16 protein-coding genes and 1 riboswitch are annotated in these 18879 nt (G+C 31.9%); of the genes, 2 read left to right on the top strand and 14 right to left on the bottom strand.

What is annotated here, in order from left to right:
• Window positions 1-46 precede the first annotated feature (46 nt).
• The 9 genes from KQI86_RS13545 to KQI86_RS13505 all read right to left on the bottom strand — a co-directional run bounded on the left by KQI86_RS13545 (window position 47) and on the right by KQI86_RS13505 (window position 10213).
• On the bottom strand, window positions 47-1570 hold the full coding sequence (locus tag KQI86_RS13545; protein WP_216439912.1) for an AbgT family transporter: 1524 nt from the start codon (window positions 1568-1570) through the stop codon (window positions 47-49).
• A 45-nt stretch (window positions 1571-1615) separates the two neighbouring features.
• A complete protein-coding gene (locus tag KQI86_RS13540; protein ID WP_216439911.1) occupies window positions 1616-2944 on the bottom strand; it encodes an amidohydrolase in 1329 nt (442 codons plus the stop codon).
• A gap of 192 nt (window positions 2945-3136) precedes the next feature.
• Window positions 3137-3445, bottom strand: a complete 309-nt coding sequence (locus KQI86_RS13535; protein ID WP_216439910.1) for a YerC/YecD family TrpR-related protein — start codon at window positions 3443-3445, stop codon at window positions 3137-3139.
• 314 nt (window positions 3446-3759) lie between these two features.
• Window positions 3760-4479, bottom strand: coding sequence for a pseudouridine synthase (locus KQI86_RS13530; protein ID WP_216439909.1), 720 nt, complete (start codon window positions 4477-4479; stop codon window positions 3760-3762).
• Between the two features lie 75 nt (window positions 4480-4554).
• On the bottom strand, window positions 4555-5130 hold the full coding sequence (locus tag KQI86_RS13525) for a lytic transglycosylase domain-containing protein (protein WP_246582840.1): 576 nt from the start codon (window positions 5128-5130) through the stop codon (window positions 4555-4557).
• Window positions 5131-5228: 98 nt separating this feature from the next.
• On the bottom strand, window positions 5229-7232 hold the full coding sequence (locus KQI86_RS13520) for a triple tyrosine motif-containing protein (protein WP_216439908.1): 2004 nt from the start codon (window positions 7230-7232) through the stop codon (window positions 5229-5231).
• 198 nt (window positions 7233-7430) lie between these two features.
• Window positions 7431-7865: a YaiI/YqxD family protein gene (locus KQI86_RS13515; protein ID WP_216439907.1), complete on the bottom strand. Its 435-nt coding sequence runs from the start codon at window positions 7863-7865 to the stop codon at window positions 7431-7433.
• A 12-nt stretch (window positions 7866-7877) separates the two neighbouring features.
• The gene (locus KQI86_RS13510; RefSeq protein ID WP_216439906.1) at window positions 7878-9224 is read right to left on the bottom strand and encodes a glucose-6-phosphate isomerase; all 1347 of its coding nucleotides are present in this window, start codon (window positions 9222-9224) and stop codon (window positions 7878-7880) included.
• A 371-nt stretch (window positions 9225-9595) separates the two neighbouring features.
• Window positions 9596-10213 carry a hypothetical protein gene (locus KQI86_RS13505; protein ID WP_216439905.1) on the bottom strand — a complete coding sequence of 206 codons (618 nt, stop codon included), beginning with the start codon at window positions 10211-10213 and terminating at the stop codon, window positions 9596-9598.
• Between the two features lie 272 nt (window positions 10214-10485).
• On the opposite strand from KQI86_RS13505, the gene KQI86_RS13500 reads away from it, so the two are divergent.
• The gene (locus KQI86_RS13500) at window positions 10486-11058 is read left to right on the top strand and encodes a GNAT family N-acetyltransferase (protein WP_216439904.1); all 573 of its coding nucleotides are present in this window, start codon (window positions 10486-10488) and stop codon (window positions 11056-11058) included.
• A 90-nt stretch (window positions 11059-11148) separates the two neighbouring features.
• On the opposite strand, the gene KQI86_RS13495 is transcribed toward KQI86_RS13500, so the two are convergent.
• Entirely contained in the window at window positions 11149-12552 is a 1404-nt protein-coding gene (locus tag KQI86_RS13495; protein ID WP_216439903.1) for an alanine/glycine:cation symporter family protein, read from the bottom strand.
• 113 nt (window positions 12553-12665) lie between these two features.
• The gene (gene glsA / locus KQI86_RS13490) at window positions 12666-13598 is read right to left on the bottom strand and encodes a glutaminase A (RefSeq protein WP_425514385.1); all 933 of its coding nucleotides are present in this window, start codon (window positions 13596-13598) and stop codon (window positions 12666-12668) included.
• 221 nt (window positions 13599-13819) lie between these two features.
• On the opposite strand from glsA, the gene KQI86_RS13485 reads away from it, so the two are divergent.
• The gene (locus KQI86_RS13485; protein ID WP_216439901.1) at window positions 13820-14761 is read left to right on the top strand and encodes a LysR family transcriptional regulator; all 942 of its coding nucleotides are present in this window, start codon (window positions 13820-13822) and stop codon (window positions 14759-14761) included.
• A 55-nt stretch (window positions 14762-14816) separates the two neighbouring features.
• On the opposite strand, the gene guaA is transcribed toward KQI86_RS13485, so the two are convergent.
• The 3 genes from guaA to KQI86_RS13470 form a co-directional block, all read right to left on the bottom strand.
• Entirely contained in the window at window positions 14817-16349 is a 1533-nt protein-coding gene (gene guaA, locus KQI86_RS13480) for a glutamine-hydrolyzing GMP synthase (protein WP_216439900.1), read from the bottom strand.
• A gap of 15 nt (window positions 16350-16364) precedes the next feature.
• Window positions 16365-17819: an IMP dehydrogenase gene (gene guaB, locus KQI86_RS13475; protein WP_216439899.1), complete on the bottom strand. Its 1455-nt coding sequence runs from the start codon at window positions 17817-17819 to the stop codon at window positions 16365-16367.
• A gap of 105 nt (window positions 17820-17924) precedes the next feature.
• A riboswitch (purine riboswitch) is annotated at window positions 17925-18022 on the bottom strand.
• A gap of 74 nt (window positions 18023-18096) precedes the next feature.
• Entirely contained in the window at window positions 18097-18879 is a 783-nt protein-coding gene (locus tag KQI86_RS13470; RefSeq protein WP_343216181.1) for a prepilin peptidase, read from the bottom strand.

The raw sequence follows: 18879 nt of genomic DNA, 5'->3' as shown, positions 1-18879 counted from the left end.
ACTAATCATCATCTAGATTAAAATATCATCTAATATAAATTTAATATTATCTTATAGGAGCTCCTGGCCCTAGTGGTAAACCTAATGCATACCAAGACATGGCAAATACTATCCAAGTTACAAGCATGATTAAACTATAAGGTATCATTAAAGATAACACAGTACCTACCCCTGCTTCTTCATCATACTCATTAATTAGTGCTAATATGATCGGAAAGTATGGAAATAATGGAGATATAATATTAGTTGTAGAGTCTCCTATTCTATATAACATTTGTGTTAATGCTGGGTTATAGTCTAATAGGTAAAACATAGGAACAAATATTGGTGCAAGTAATGACCACTTTGCAGAACCACTTCCAATAAATAGGTTTACAAATGCTACGAATAGTATAAATAATATAAACAATGGAATTCCCGTTAAATTAGCTGCTTTCAATCCATTAGCTCCATTTACAGCTATAACATAACCTAAATTACTCCAGTTGAAGTAAGCTATGAACTGTCCTATAACAAATACCAATACAATATATGAAGCCATGTCTTTTATAGCTATTCCCATGTATTTGGGCACATCTGCAAATTTTTTTATCTTACCTACCTCTTTACCATAGATATATGAAACTATAATGAATAAAAATAACAGTAATGGTATTATTGAATTTAAGAAAGGAGATGGTATTAATGAGCCTGTTTTAGGATCTCTTAAGAAGCTATTTTTAGGAATTATTACAGCTAATATCACCAATACATAGACTAAGGCTCCTATTCCCGCTTTTCTTAACCCCTTCTTTTCTTGTGATGTTACTTCTTCATTTTTAATCTGCTTTTTGCCCCTGTATTCCCCTAATCTTGGCTCTATAATCTTTTCTGAAATAACTGTACCTATAATTGCTAAGATAAATGTTGAGACTGCCATGAAAAACCAGTTACTTACCGGTGTTACTTCCCCGCCCTTATTTACGATTTGTAATGCCTCTGTGGTTATACCTGCAAGCAATGCATCTGTCCCCGCTATCATTAAGTTAGCGCTAAATCCTGCTGTAGTTGAAGCATAGCCTAATGCTATACCTGCAAGTGGATGCCTACCTATGGAAACAAATATTACTGCGGCAATAGCTGGAATAACAACTATAGCAGCATCAGAAGCTATATTTCCACATATACCAATTAACATAATCATAAAAGTAATTACCTTTGGTGAAGAACCAAGTATTGTCTCTTTCATGAAAGTTGTCATAAATCCAACCTGCTCTGCAAGGCCTATACCTAGAGTCATAGTTAGAACTAATCCTAGTGGAGCAAAACTAGTGAAGTTTTTAATCATATTTTCTAACATGTATCTTATACCTTCACCAGAAAGTAAGTTCTTAACTGCAACAACTTTTCCATCTACAGGATTCTCTACACTTACCCCCATAATTGAACATATAAGGGAAGCTACCCATACTATAACTATAAGCCATATGAATAGTATAAATGGATGAGGTATTTTGTTACCTACTCTTTCAACCCAACCAAGAAATCCTCCAGCTTTTTTTTGATTAGCTAAACTTTTTTCAGTATTCATGCTCATTCCCCCAATAATTAATATTAATATGTCAAGGTTCAAGCTTTAATTATCTCCGTCCTCCTTTCCATTTAATTTTATTGCAGTATGCGCATATGCTTTTATGGCTATTTTTAATACTCCTTCATCAAAATCAAAGGAATTATTATGATGATCTGCTGCAATTTTTGTCCCAAAAATTACGTATACCGCTTTGCCCCCTTTTTCTTGAACCTTATTCATCATGTAAGTTACATCTTCAGAGCCCGTAAGTTTCACGCGATCCACTATACTTTCTATCCCTTTAATATTTTTTACTTCCTCTTTAAAAACTTCAGATAATTCTTCATCACTATTGGAGCTCTCTGCTCCTCCTACAATTTTAATTTCCCATTCCAAATCATGCATAAGAGCTGAAGCTTTTATAACTTCTTTAGCTCTTTGAGTAATATATTCATTGATATTATTAGTTTCTCCCCTAGTTTCTATCTTCATTATTGCGTAATCAGGAATTATATTTCTTCCCTTTCCACTATTTAAAACTCCCACATTTATTCTTCCTACTCCTTCTTCATGTTGGCACAATGTATGTAAATTTAATGCAGCTGTTGCTGCTCCAAGAAGTGCATTTTTTCCTTTTTGAGGAGATACTCCAGCATGAGATCCCCTTCCTCTAAATATGATATCCATTTTAGTTGTAGATAAAAATCCTTCTGTACCACAGGCTATCTCTCCAAATTTATTAGACATTAAACCTATATGGCCGCTAAGGAAGTAATCAACATTATCTAAAATATTACTATTAGCCATTGATTTAGCTCCTCTAGTTCCTTCCTCTGCAGGTTGAAATATCAATATTATTTTACCTCTTAATTCCTTTTGGAATTCTTTTAAAACTTTAGCTAATCCTAATCCAATGGCTGCATGTCCATCATGTCCACAAGCGTGCATAGAATCTTTATTTACTGAGGAGAATCCTTCTCTAAAAGGTCTATGCTCTGAGGAGCTACTCTCTAATCCATCATTTGCGTCGATATCAAATCTAAATGCAGTAACTTTACCAGGTATACCAGTATCTAGTACTGCTACTACCCCTGTATAACCTTCTCTCATCATGCTTATATATTTTTCCGCTCCACCTTGTGATAAAGCTCTTTTTATATTTAGTTTTAACTCTTCTTCCGATGGCAAACCCATCATATCTTCCTTTTTAAATATTTCTTCCCCTAGTTTAACCTCATAACCTAATTTACTTAAATAATTTGCTATTTTTGAGGCAGTCCTAAATTCAGTCCATCCTGATTCAGCATATTTATGAAAATCTCTTCGGATATCTACAATTTCCTCTTCCAAATCATCTATATAGTTATCTAAGAATGTTTTGTCGCTTCCCATAGAATTCTCCTCCCAAATTATTAGAATATTAAAACAATATTATTTAATATTTAATTATTCGCCAGATAATATTATTTTCCTTTATTGTAAAATATTTAACATTTATATTCCTACATAAATAAATGTGATTAAATAATACATATAAAACAAAAAGAGGATTGGTAAATTTACCAATCCTCTTACGTATACTACTTATTTTTTATTATCTTCTTCTAGTCTAGATAGTACAACTTCATATCCATCACTACCATAATTTAAGCACCTATTTACTCTACTTATTGTAGCAGTACTAGCACCTGTTGTTATGGATATATCTTGATATGTTTTTCTATCCTTTAACATCTTGGCTACTTGCATTCTTTGACTCAACGATTGTATTTCATTAATAGTACAAATATCATCAAAAAATCTATAGCATTCTTCCCTCGTTTGTAACTTTAATATGGCGTCGTATAAAAAATCAATTTCTTCATTTTGAATTTTTGATTTATATCCACTCACAACATTCAGCTCCTTATTAATAGTAATAATTAATAGTACTAATTAAATTTTAACATTAATTATAAAATATATCTACTATACTGGCTGAATTTTTTGTATATTGCAAAAAAATGAACAAAAAAAGCAAACAACCCATTGGGGCATGGGTTGTTCAATAAATAAAAGGGGGCTATTCATTCTTTTATTTATTCTTGCAACTTCATTATATAAAATTTATTGAAGAGTTTCAAGATGTAATGCAAGAAAAAATATTAATAATTTATTAACATGCTTGAAAAAATTCATTTTTTATTAATTTGTAAACATCTAATTAACTATTTAAAATTATTTAACATTTCAAACTCTTCTTTTGTAATTTCTCTATAAGTCCCTTCTTCTAAGGATTCATCTAGTTCCAGCTTACCAAATTTAATTCTTTTCAAATATACTACTTTTTTATTTAATGCCTCAAACATTCTTTTTACTTGGTGAAATTTACCTTCCTGTATTGTAACATATACTTCAGATCCATCATCATTTGCATTTTTTATTTCAAGTTTTCCTGGCATGCATTTATATCCGTCATCTAGAGTTATACCATTTTCAAAAGCTTTTATATCATCTTCGTTTACTTTCTTGTCTATTTCCGCATAATATATTTTGTCAACGTTCCATTTAGGTGATATTAGCTTATGATTTAACTCTCCATCATTAGTAATAAGAATTAATCCTACAGTATCCTTATCTAATCTTCCTACTGGAAAAGGATTAAAGGCTTGATGTTCTGGTAGAAGCAAATCTATGACTGTTTCACAATGATTATCATAGGTTGCTGAAATAACTCCTGCAGGTTTATTCATCATTAAATATATATACTTTCTATATTTTACTTCTTCACCATCTACTTTTATTATAGATGAATAAGGATCAATATTCATTCCTGAATCCTTGACTATCACATTGTCTACTTCTACAGCTCCACTCTTTACTAATGATTTTACTTCTTTTCTTGTACCGTATCCTAAATTAGCTAGTATTTTATCTAATCTTTCCAATATTATTACCTCCAAATTGTTTATTAATTATATGATAGCCATAAACTCACAAAAAATAAACAGTCTTTTGACTGTTTATTTTCCATAATATTTCATAACTTTATTAACATAGTCTCTAGTTTCGTAAGGAAGCCTTTCAATTTGAGATGCTTCTTTTACACCTCTATTTTGTAAAGTGCCAGGTCCAGCATTATATGCAGCAAGGGCTAATTCTTTGCGATCTCCATAAACATCTAATAATTCCCTTAAATATTTAGTTCCACCGTTTATATTTTGCTCTATATCATAAGGGTCACTAACTCCTAAATATTTTGCTGTATCAGGCATAAGTTGCATCAATCCCATGGCACCAGCTGTAGATGTTACAGTAGGATTAAAGTCAGATTCTTGCTTTATTACTGCCATAATTAAATCCTTATCTATAGAAAACTTTTTAGATGCTTTCTCCACAATTTCTTCTATATTATCATTACTTTTTCTTTCTTCATTTATATAATTTATTAAGCTCTTATTATCTCCTCCCATAGCCTTAGTTAAACTTTCCATAACTATGGCAAAGGCAGGGGAATCTCCAACAGTCTTATCAAGTATCTGTTTAAATAATTGAAGTTGAACAAACTTCTCCACCTTTTGCGAATCATTGATATTCAATACTATCACCTATCCTTTCCTTTAAAGCTCCACCTATCTCACATCTACTATTATCTACTATCTAGCATCTGCTATTTACTATCTATCATCTAATCTAACTATTTTATTTCAAACTCGAAAACATCGTAATCCTCATAAGAGTTTTTGCTATAACTACTTTTGCATAAAGCTAATATTTTAAAGTTTCCTGTTGAAAATGGTATAAAACTATAGTCCTTCTTCTTACTATAACTTTGAACTTTAATCCAATCTCTGTCATCCATCATATAAAATTCATATAATACATCCTTACCTCCATTATGATCCACAGAAAAGATAACAGGTTCATTAAGTGTAATCTCTCTTTTGTCGCACTTAATCTTTGTATCAGTAATCATTAATGCATCTTTAACTTCTATTTTTATGTCCCTTTTACTATCAAACAATTCCTTACTTTTTATATTTCTAGTATAAATGTGTAAAAGATATACTCCGCTACGCTTTGGAATAAAGCTATATCTCTTGCTGAAAGTATAGTCACTTTCTTCAACCTTATGACTATTAATTTTTAACACGTATTTTACTAATGTATCTTTTCCATTAGTAGTTACTACATCCATAGTTATTTTATCGCCACATAAGAAATAATCTTTAGATGCATATAAAACATATTCAATAGTAGAAGGGAGATATTCATAGGCATTTATGTATACAATCTCATGGCTATCATACTCTCTTGTAGAATATTTATCTTTAACCCTTATTTCTAATTCATACTTTCCTTCCTCTGTAGCAGTAAACCTTGCCCAATTTGTATTTCCATAATCTATTACAGATTTAACTACATTATCTTTTTTTATAATGAAACTATATCTTAAATTCATGCTTCCAGTAGCCATTGCTTTGGCTACAATACTTTCTCCTACAATAATATTATTCCCCTTATCTAATACAACCTCTTCAATGGCAACAGAATCTCTACTCTTTTCGTCAATGACAAAAGTAATTTCTTCCATACATTCATAATTTCCGTAAAAGGAATTATCCTTAACCCACAATGCTATTTTATAATTTCCTGACATTTTAGGAATCCAGGTATAACTGTCTCCTCTTATATATCCAGAATCTTCACCATAGTTTCCATCAATTATATATCTATAAAGTAAATCTCTACCCCCTAAAACAACAGCTTTCAAAAGAATTTCTGTTTCACAAATTTGAGGAGAGATTTTATCTGTAGTAAAGCTCTTAATCTCTATGTTTTTATACTTTTTTATTTTATAATTTATTGCTGCAACATCATCGTATTCTTTCTGAGAGTACATGTCCTTAGCATAACATAATAATTTATAATCTCCATTTTCTTTTTCAGTAAAATTCACCATTCTTCTATTGGAGTAGTCTTGTATGCAAGCATTTGAACAATCAGGATTTATTTTTACAAATTTATAAAGGGTTGTCCTATTATCTGAAGAGTTTACATCAACTTGAAATATTAATTCACTATCTACAAATAGTTCCTTTGTTAAACACTTGAAATTCTTTATTTCTACCTTTTCCAATGGTAATATCTCGAAGTCTATTTTATCAAAATCATCATAACTATTTTTTGAATTAATATCTTTACATTCTACTAATATTTCATTTTTACCTGGAGTTTTTGCTGTAAATACTATTACATTTTCAGTAGAATAATCCTTTATTAAATTCCAACTATATTCTTCCCTGATCCAATATCTGTACATTATAGGAGCTTTATTAGATACAACTGTAGCAGTAATTTTGTCACCTACTTTTACTACCTTCTTATCAATATTTAAAGAGGATATTAAAGCTTCTTCTGACTTCCCAATTATATAGTCGTTTCTTAAAACGTAATCAAATAACTTACTGCTATCCTTTTTCTTTGCCTGTACCATTATAGTGTATTTGCCGTCTTCTTCTGGAGTCCAATTCACCCAATTCAATTCGTTAAAATCTTGTATAATATCCCAAACCCCATTAGAACCAATAAAAAATTTATATAATAACTCCTCACCGCTTTTATTTTCAACCTTTATATTTATATCCGTACCCTTTTCTTGAGGACTATTTAAATTAAATATAATATTTATATCATCCATATGAATCCACTCCTCATAAAAATATCCCTAGACTATATTATACTATGTATCCATATATTTGTAATAGGACTTTGGAGGATAAAAATTATTATGTAATTTTTATTTGGCTAAAAGTTAAGATTGAAAAGTGAAGATTAAAAAAATTACATTCATCACTCTTCATCCTTAATCTTTAACTCTTCAATCTGTAAAATTGCGTCACAGTTTTTCTATTAAGTATATTAAATTATTATAAAGCCTTTCATCATCTTCTTTATTCCTCTTCTTAGGGTTAGAAGTTTTGCCGCCGCCTCTCCTTACCTTTGCTCCTAAATGCCTTTCAAATAATAATCTATCTATATTTTTATCACTATAGATATATCCCTTAGGACTAATTGGGTAAGCCTTTTTCCCAAGACACATAGCTGCAACGCCAAAGTCTTGAGAAACGACTATATCCCTTTCTTTCACAGCATTTACAATAGCCATATCTACGCTTTGAAATCCACAATCCATGTATTTAATCTCGCTATAATCACTATTTATTATATGATTAATATCGCAATACATTATAACTGGAATATTGTTTTCTTTTCCAGCTTTTTCAATGATATCTTTTCCCGGACAAGCGTCCGCATCTACTATTATTCTCACTCTTTTTCCTCTCTATGCTCTACTCTCTAATTCTTTCTTTAAATCTTCAAATCCTGGTTTACCCAATAGAGCAAACATATTATTTTTATAATCTTCTACTCCTGGTTGATCGAATGGGTTCACTCCCATAAGATACCCACTTATTCCGCAAGCTTTTTCAAAGAAGTATACAGCATATCCGAAATAATATGGAGTTAACTCTGGTATGTTAACTATCATAGCCGGTACTCCTCCATCATTATGAGCTAACATCGTTCCTCTTAATGCTTGCTTATTAACAAAATCCATACTCTTATCTGATAAGAAATTCAACCCATCTAAATTTTCTTTATCTTCTTTAATTATTATTTCTTGCCTTGGTTTTTCAACATTTATAAATGTTTCAAATAATATCCTTAGTCCATCTTGAATATATTGTCCCATAGAGTGTAGGTCCGTTGAAAAATCCACTGCTGCTGGGAATATACCCTTTCCATCCTTACCTTCACTTTCTCCATACAGCTGTTTCCACCACTCTCCAAAGTAGTGTAAACATGGTTCAAAATTAGCTATTATTTCTACAGTCTTTCCTTTTCTGTATAAAGCATTTCTAGCTGCTGCATATCTATAGCATGGATTTTTATACAAATCTCTTTCCATGAAATCTTCTCTAGCATCACTAGCACCTTTCATCATCTGATCAATGTCTACACCTGAAACAGCTATAGGTAGTAATCCCACTGCCGTAAGTACTGAATATCTTCCTCCTACATTATCAGGTATAACAAAAGTTTGGTAGCCCTCTTTATCTGCTAAGGATTTTAATGCTCCCTTTTCCTTATCTGTAGTTACGAATATTCTATTTTTACTTTCTTCTTTACCATACTTCTTTTCTATTAGATCTTTTAACAATCTAAAAGCTATAGCAGGTTCTGTAGTAGTGCCTGACTTTGATATGACATTTACAGAGAAATCCCTATCCTTAATCAAATTAATTAAATCATAAGTGTATGTAGAACTTATATTATTTCCAATATAAAATATAGCTGGAGTTTCCCTCTTATTCCCTGGTAGGTTATTATAAAAAGTATTACTTAACATTTCAATAGCGGCCCTAGCCCCTAAATATGAGCCCCCTATGCCTATAACTATTAATACTTCAGAATTTTTCTTTATTTTTTCTGCCGCTTCCTTAATTCTATTAAATTCTTCTTTATCATAGTTAATAGGTAAGTCTATCCATCCTATATAATCATTCCCCGTCCCTGTACCTTCGTGTAACATTTTATGAGCCTCATTAATATATGGTTGAAAGTACGTTACTTCTTCATCCTTTAAATAAGGCTTTGCATAGTTTAAATCTAAAGTAATTTTATTCATATATAACTCCTCCCACAATCATTGTCTTATAATCTTTATTATAGCAATATATCCAATTAGAGTAAATTAATCAAGCATATAAAGAAGAGCAGACTTTACTCTTATATTAAAATCTGCTCTTTTTCTATATTTTATTCCCACCCAATTATTCACTAGTAAAAACGAAGTTAACTTAATAAAAATAGATAACTTTCAATAATACAATCCTTCTTCCATAGTTGCATATTAATCAAAAACTTATCTATAACTTACTACTTCAACCACTTCATTTTCAACTATTTTATATAATTCTCTTAAAGCTTCCTGTGATGGAATTTTAAACTGTTTCATTAGCTTAGCTAAGTACTCAGGTGATAGAAGGCTTTTTTGTTCTAGATCTCTTCTTCATAATAGGAGGCTATATACCAAACACCTTCGAAGCTATACATAATGGCTTTAACTAAAATTGTTCTATCCTCGCCATTAGTATTGACCCTAACTATAGCTCTATATATAGCTGCTTCTCTAAGGGTTCCTTCTATATTAGTAGTTAGGTTTAATTTTCTTTCAGTTATTTCAATTTCAGACACTGTAGTTATTTCTTTTTTAGCTTTAATTTTATAAATATAATCAGATTTATCTCTTTCCACCTTATCAAGAGCATAATCAATTAAATAATTGTAATAGACATTAAAATGCTCATCTATGGTATTATAATCTATTGTAAATCGTTCTTTTGTATAACACATAAATACTGATTCAGGATCATAATAGTCTGCTTGAATTATGCCATCTGTTTCATTATCTGTATAAGTTAAATCCTGTTCGTTAGATACTGTACTTTGTTTATCAGATGTATCTTCTTGTTTTTGAGTTTCTGTAGTCTGAGTGAGTTCATAATTAGTCTTATTACTTGTATGGTTCGATGCAAGAACGCCTATAAATATGCCCAGTCCAATTGCTAATGTTAAAATTAATAGTGATATAATTACTTTGCTTTTGTTACTCATGTCTCCCCCAATAATATGTAGTATATAGAAAATATTACTACTTAGTGGCAAGTTTGTCCATATTGAAAATATTAAAAGTTCCCTTTGTATACTGATTTAAAGTATTTCCTAAATAAATCAGCATTAATATTAGGTCATGAGCACTAAGGCACCCATGCAAATTCCTGCTATAAAGAAAATTACCATAGACATAAGACTAACAATCAACTACAATATAAATTAATCGGAAATAAATAGATATTTAACCATTTATTTGGAAGGGGCAGATTTTAATGAAATATAGAAATGCTACATTAGAAGATATTCCTGCTATTTCAGAATTACAACAAAAGTATCATGTGTCAACTATAAGCGAAGAGGATAAAGCTAATGGATTTGTTACAACTTTATTTACAGAAGAGCAATTTAAGGAATTAATCCAAAAGGAAAATGGACTTGCTATAGCCTGTGATGGTGACAAAGTTGTGGCTTATGCTATGGCTGCATCTTGGAAATATTGGTCGGCGTGGCCTCTGTTTCAACATATGATAAAGGACCTACCAAATACAAAGTATCTAGGTCAAATTCTTTCTACAGAAAATTCTTATCAATATGGACCAGTTTGCATTCACAAGGACTATCGCGGTTCAGAAGTACTTTTAAATCTTTTTGAATTCTCAAGAATTCAAATGAATAAAAGATACCCTATCTTAATTACTTTTATTAATAAAATCAATCCACGTTCTTATAATGCACATACTAAGAAACTTGGACTTGAGGTAATTAAAACCTTTGAATTCAACAATAATCAATACTATGAATTAGGATATGACACATCGAAAAAGACTACAGGTTCTACTATTTAATATCATAAAATAAACCTGATAAAAGCTTACTTAGGCCTTTATCAGGTTTTATCCTTATTCAAGTATCTAATTTTTTATTTGCTTGAGTGACTAGTTCCAGAAATCTGTCTTATCTTTCAAGCTTATGGAAGAAGCTTTGAACACTGGATTCTTTCCATTCTTTCTCTGATCAACATAGTCGTTCATACAAGCAATTACTGGATTTTTCAATATGAATATTGCTGGAATGTTAATTAATGCCATCGCTGCCATAAGCACATCCGCTGTATCCCATGCAACACCGAATTCCATTCCTGTACCAAATAATATAACAACTACTGCTATAGTACGGAAAACATTCAAAGTGGTTTTGCTTGTTTTTTCACCAAATATATATTTCAAGTTAGCTTCCGAGTAGAAATAATTTCCAATTAAAGTTGTAAATCCAAATAGGAATAATGCAAATGTGAAGAAATGCTGTCCGAACGCTCCGAAGTTATTGGTCAATGCAGCTACATTGTATGCTGCACCAGCAAGTTCTGGATCTGGAGAAATTCCTGAAGCTAAAAGCATTATTGCAGTTGCTGTACAAATTACCCATGTATCTAGATATACTGACATCATCTGAACCAATCCCTGTTTTGCTGGATGGGATACATCAGCTGCAGCTGCAGCATTTGGTGCAGAACCAATACCCGCTTCATTGGAATATAATCCTCTTTTTAATCCCATCATTATAGCTGATCCAGCGAAACCACCAAATATAGCCTTGAAGTCAAATGCTTGTGAGAATATATCAGCAAACATTGCTGGAACAATACCTATATTTTTAAATATTATGATAAATGCTATGATAATATACATTACTGACATTATTGGAACAAGTAGTGAAGCAATCTCACTTAATTTCTTTCCACCACCAAAAATACTAACTCCAGTCAACGCTGCTAAAACTACTCCTACAATCATTGGAGTTGATTTTGGATTATAAAAACTATATGTTGCAAATGCAGAATTAATATTATATGCTGCTAGCATGTTGAAGCCAACCATATATGTTAGAATTAAAATTATTGCAAAAATCATACCTAAAGTCTTATTCTTCAATCCATTTTCAATATAATGTGCTGGTCCACCATAGGAACCACCGTCCTTGTCACGTTTCTTGTAAATTTGTGCAAGAGTACTTTCAACGAAAGCAGATGATGCACCTAGAAAAGCTACAATCCACATCCAAAATACTGATCCAGCTCCACCTATACAAATTGCTGTAGATACACCAATAATATTTCCAGTTCCAACTCTGGAAGCTGTAGAAACCATCAAAGCCTGGAATGAGGACATGGCTTTTTCATTTTCTGCAGGTTCATTTACAATTTTTATAGATTCCTTTAACAAACGAAGTTGAACAAATTTAGTTTTAAATGAAAAATACAGTCCACCGCCAATTAATAGTATTGGTAAAATATACGTATAAAGAAAACCACTTAAACTGCCAATAAATTTTGCGTACATAAGACCCCTCCTTAAAATTTCGTAACATCTTCGTTACTTATTTTGTAACCGCTGTTTAATTAGTTCTACATAGATCACCTTCTTTCCATAACATTGAAACAAAAATTATTTAGTTAATACACGACATTGCTTAATTCTCTACTAAAACAATGTAACCCTAACTCATTTGATAGGTATTCAAGGATATGATAACCTCCTATACTGTTTCCCTGAGCGTCAATCGCAGGTCCGAAAATTCCGATTCCCATTTTATTTTCAGCAGAAGCTACGATACCTCCGCCTACGCCACTCTTTGCAGGCATCCCTGCCCTAATGGCGAATTCTCCTGACCCATCATACATTCCACAGGTCACCATAAGAGACTTGACTATTTTTATAGTATATTTATCGATCAATCGAATTCCAGATTTAACTTCCACTCCATCGTTTGCTAGGATTGATGCATAGTTGGCCAAGTCATTAGTATTTATCTTGACTGAACACATTCTGAAATAAAATTTCAACGTCTCTTCCACATCCGTGTCAAGAACCCCGCTATTCTTCATCAGATATGCCATAGAGCGATTCAACATGCCTGTCTCATTTTCTGACATGTATATGTTTTCATCTATTTCAATTGAATCTCTTCCACAAAGACTACGTACCAATGCCAGATAATCCTCAAATTCATATTTATCAGCAATCAATCCAGCTACAGCGATGGCACCAGCATTAATAAAAGGATTTGATGGATATTTATTCTTTGTTTCAAGTTTATCCAGGGAGTTAAATGGATCCCCTGAAGATTCCATACCTACTTTACTAAACACATATTCTGATCCAAAATGCTCTAGAGCAAAGATTAGAGAAATCGTTTTCGAGATGCTTTGAATAGAGAATTCCTGCTGCCAATCTCCTGCATGGTATCTCCTGCCATCTATCGTCACTATGCTAACTCCAAGCAAATTCTTGTCCACTTTCGCTAATTCAGGAATATACGTTGCAACATTTCCTTTATTTATATGCTTACGACCATATTCCAATGCATAATTTAATACTTCGGCAATATTTTTGATTTCCATTTTATGAACCTACTTCCTAATATATTTAATTTCCTTATTATATATTATATTAACCCACTTGGTTAATATCTGGTAATATCTAAAAGATATAGCTATTATTTGAAAAAGTTATAGCTATATTTTTTATAATATGATAAACTCTAATATAATTCTTTATAATTTACATATTTTTACCATTACCAAGATCAGAAAGGGGTTGTAATAATTTGAATGTTAATCAACTTGAAGGTTTTGTAACAGTTGCGGAATGTGGATCCATTAACAAAGCCGCACAGAAATTATACATATCACAGCCTCATTTAAGCAATATAATCAAAGACTTGGAAAAGGCTATCGGATTTGAACTATTTAATCGAACTAACAGAGGAGTAAATCTGAACTCTGCCGGGGAGTATTTTCTTAAACACTCCAAATCCATACTAAACGAAATAGAAGCTTTAAAAAAATTCACACCTGCAAATATTAAAATTTCAGATAAGTTACGTGTTTCCATGACTAAGTTTACCCACATTATGGAAAGTTTCAATGAAGTTTGCAGCAGAACAGAAAATATCGATAAATTTACCTATCTTCTAAATGAAGGAACCACTAGGGATGTAATTATAGATGTGGCCAACGGATACACCGATGTGGGAGTCATCCATTACGATATCCATCAAACTAAAAACATTCATTCTTTCATCGAAAAAAACGGATTAACTTGGAAAAAAATCGCAGAGTTTGCACCAGAAATCTGCATTTCAAAGCAGCATGAGTTAATTCAGCAAGGAAATATAATATCACTAGATTCCCTTAAAAAGTATGGTTTTGTTCGATACCTTGGACAATATGAGGATTTCATATACAATATCATGAAAAAAGGATCTCATAAGGATCTCAACAACTCAAGTAAGATAATCTATGTATATGGACGAGCAACCTTAATGAATCTCATTTCCACAAGCAATTTCTATACCATAGGAATTAGAGAATTCGAAAATCAGGAAGCAATGTTCGATGTTATATCAGTTCCCATTGAAGGCTGTGAAAATAGTGTCCTTTTTGAAGTGATAACAAGAAACAATGCGCAATTAAATGACAGGACACAGGAATTCATAACCAATGTTACAGAACGATTTCGTAGACTATCTGAACATAAGAGAGGTTAATAAAAAACAAAAACCTGATAACAGCTATCTTTAGCCATTATCAGGTTTCTGTTTTTTATTCCCATTCTATAGTTGATGGTGGTTTTGAAGTTATATCATAAACTATTCTGTTTACGTTTTTAACTTCGTTAACTATTCTTCTAGAAACCTTATCTAAAACTTCATAAGGTATTCTTGACCAATCTGAAGTCATTCCGTCAGTTGAATTTACTGCTCTTAGAGCTACTGTATGAGAATAAGTTCTTTCATCTCCCATAACTCCTACAGATCTGATGTTTGGAAGACAAGCAAAGTACTGCCAAATCACTTCATCTAATTCAGCATTAGCTATTTCTTCTCTGAATATAGCATCTGCTTCTCTTACTATTTCTAACTTATCTTCAGTAATTTCACCTAATACTCTTATAGCCAATCCTGGTCCTGGGAAAGGCTGTCTCCACACTAATTTGTGAGGTATTCCTAATTCTTCTCCTACTGCTCTAACTTCGTCTTTAAATAATTCTCTTAATGGTTCTATAAGTTTAAATTCAATGTCTTCTGGAAGTCCTCCTACATTGTGATGACTTTTTATAGTTGCAGAAGTATTAGTTCCGCTTTCTACTACGTCAGCATATATAGTTCCTTGTACTAAGAAATCAATTTTTCCTAGTTTATTTGCTTCTTCTTCAAATACTCTTATAAATTCTTCACCTATAATTTTTCTTTTTCTCTCTGGGTCTGATACTCCCTTTAATTTTCCTAGGAATCTTTCCTGAGCATTTACTCTTATTAAGTTCATATCAAACTGTTGTTTAAATACTTCTTCAACCTGGTCTCCCTCATCTTTTCTTAGTAAACCATGGTCAACAAATATACAAGTTAGTTGCTTTCCTATAGCTTTGTGTACTATAAGAGCAGCTACTGATGAATCAACACCACCAGATAGCGCACATATTACCTTTTTATCTCCAACTAACTCCTTAACTTCTCTGATTTTTTCTTCAGCAAAAGAAGCCATTGACCAATCTCCCTTTAATCCGCAGATGTTAAAAAGGAAGTTTGATAACATTTTTTTGCCAAAAGGTGTGTGTTCTACTTCTGGATGGAACTGAACACCGTATATTTTCTTTTCTTCATTAGCCATTGCTCCCACAGGGCACACACTAGTATCTGCAACTATTGTAAATCCTTCTGGAGTTTTTGATACAAAGTCTGTATGGCTCATCCAACAGCTTTCTTCCATATCTACTCCTTCAAATAGAGAACAGCTACTATTTATCTTTACTTCAGTTTTTCCATACTCTCTTATTTTAGCACTTTCCACGACTCCGCCTAAAGTATGAGATATAAGTTGGTGTCCATAACATATTCCAAGTACTGGAACTCCTAAGTTGAAAATTTCTTTATCTATCTTTGGAGAATCTTCTCCATAAACACTGTTAGGTCCACCTGTAAATATTATTCCTTTAGGGTTTTTTTCTTTAATCTGCTCTACTGAATAACTATAAGGTACTATTTCACAATAAACATGATTTTCTCTTACACGTCTAGCGATGAGCTGATTATATTGGCCTCCAAAATCAACGACAAGAACTAATTCTCTTTCCATAATATCCTCCAAATCTTATTGATTTACACTATAATTTGGTGCTTCTTTAGTAATTGATATATCATGAGGGTGACTCTCTCTTAATCCTGAAGATGTCTGCTCTACGAAAATAGCAGTTTTATAAAGATCTTCAAGAGTTCTAGCTCCTAAATATCCCATCCCTGAACGTATTCCACCTAGAAGTTGATATATTGTATCAGCAACCGCTCCTTTATATGGAACTCTTCCTTCTACTCCTTCTGGAACAAGTTTTTTATTATCTTCTTGGAAATATCTATCCTTACTTCCACAAGCCATTGCAGCAAGTGATCCCATTCCTCTATATACTTTATAACTTCTTCCTTGGTATATTTCTGTTTCTCCTGGAGCTTCTTCACATCCTGCAAACATTGAGCCCATCATACATACCTTAGCTCCTGCTGCAAGTGCCTTTACTAAGTCTCCTGAGTATTTAAGTCCACCATCAGCTATTATAGGTACTCCATGTTTTTCAGCTTCTTCTACACAATCCATAACTGCTGTAAGTTGAGGAACTCCTACTCCTGCAACTACTCTAGTTGTACAAATTGATCCCGGTCCTATACCTACTTTTACACAATCAGCTCCTGCAAGAATTAAATCCCTTGTAGCTTCTGCCGTTGCAACATTTCCTGCAATTATTTGAAGTTCTGGATAGTTTTCTTTTATTTTTTTAACTCCTTCTAAAACTCCCTTAGAATGCCCATGAGCAGTATCTATTGTTATTACATCTACATTAGCCTCTACTAGAGCTTTAACTCTATCTAACATGTCTGCAGTAACTCCTACTGCAGCACCGCATAATAATCTTCCCTTTGAGTCTTTAGCACTATTAGGGAACTGCTTTACTTTTTCTATATCCTTTATAGTTATAAGTCCTCTTAGGTTGAAATTTGCATCTACTAATGGTAGCTTTTCTATCTTATGTTTCATCAATATTTCTTTTGCTTCTTCTATTGTAGTGTCTTCTGGAGCTGTTATTAGATTTTCTTTTGTCATTACTTCTGAAATCTTTTTAGAATAGTTATTTTCAAATACTATATCTCTATTCGTAATAATTCCTACCAGCTTTCCGTTAACTGTTACAGGAACGCCTGAGATTCTATATCTGCTCATTAAATCTAATGCTTCTTGTACAGAATTATCTGGGGCTAAGAAGAAAGGATCTGTTATAACACCATTTTCTTGTCTTTTAACTCTATCTACTTCGAATGCCTGTTGTTCAATTGACATATTTTTATGTATAATGCCTATTCCACCTTCTCTTGCTATAGCAATTGCCATCCTCGATTCAGTTATTGTATCCATTCCAGCACTCATTAATGGAATATTCAATTTTATTTTTTTAGTTAGGTTAGTAGCTAGACTTGCATCTTTAGGTAATATTTCTGATTTATTAGGAACTAATAGAACATCATCAAAGGTGTAACCCTTCTTTAAAATTATTGCCATAAAAACTTTCCACTCCTTTATATATTATAAATTAGTATATTTTATTTTTGCCTAAACACAAAAAAACATGCTAATTCCTATAAGTGAAATTAGCATGTCCTATTTGCATGCAACAATTCCACCCATAGTCGGGAATTTAAGGCTCCCGGTAGATACTCCCTGCCATATTCAGGGGATATATGAGTAATATATTATTCGACTAAAACGAACTGTTTACACTATTTTATTTATAATTTTGCATTTTGTCAATTATTTTATGAAAGCTTTTTGAAAGATTTCATATCAAATTTATATAAAGGCTCATATAAAGGTTTACAATCATATCTCCCATTAAAATTGCAAAAAAAGCACCCAATGCAATAAATGGGCCAAATGGTATTGGATCTTTCCTAGTTTTTTTCTTACTATATAGAAGAAATAGGGATATAATTGCTCCTATAATAAAAGATAAAAATGTCATAACCATCGAAAGCTTAACTCCTAGAAATAGACCACATATAAAGAATATCTCCACATCTCCCCATCCCATACCTCTTGTCATTAGTATTATTAATGTTATTATAATGGTAGGAATTATGCCTCCTAAGAAATAATATAAGTAATTATGAACTCCATAACCGCTACTTATTCCTTCAATAGCTAAAATTACTATCCCACAAACAACTCCAAAAACAGTGGTTTTAAAGTAAATGTTCATGGTATCTATATCTATTAAAGATATTACAATTAATAGTGAAATCAAAATTAAATACTTAAGAGAATATAAAGAAAAGCCATATTTAATCAATACTAATACATATGAAATAGCAGTAATAAGCTCTATTATAGCATATCTTGGAGATATCTTTTCTTTGCAGTATCTACATTCTCCTTTTAGCAATAGATAGCTAGCTATAGGTATTAAATCCTTCCAAACTAATCTATTATTACAATTGGTACAATGGGAAGAAGGAAATATCACACTCTCCTCCCTTGGTATCCTGTATATGCATACATTTAAAAAGCTACCAACGCATAGACCTATTGTAAAAATCAATAAATAAAATAATATTATATACAC

The organism is Clostridium mobile, assembly GCF_018918285.1.
GTDB classification, from domain to species: Bacteria; Bacillota; Clostridia; order Clostridiales; family Clostridiaceae; genus Clostridium_AW; species Clostridium_AW mobile.
This window is presented reverse-complemented; position numbering and strand designations above follow the sequence as displayed.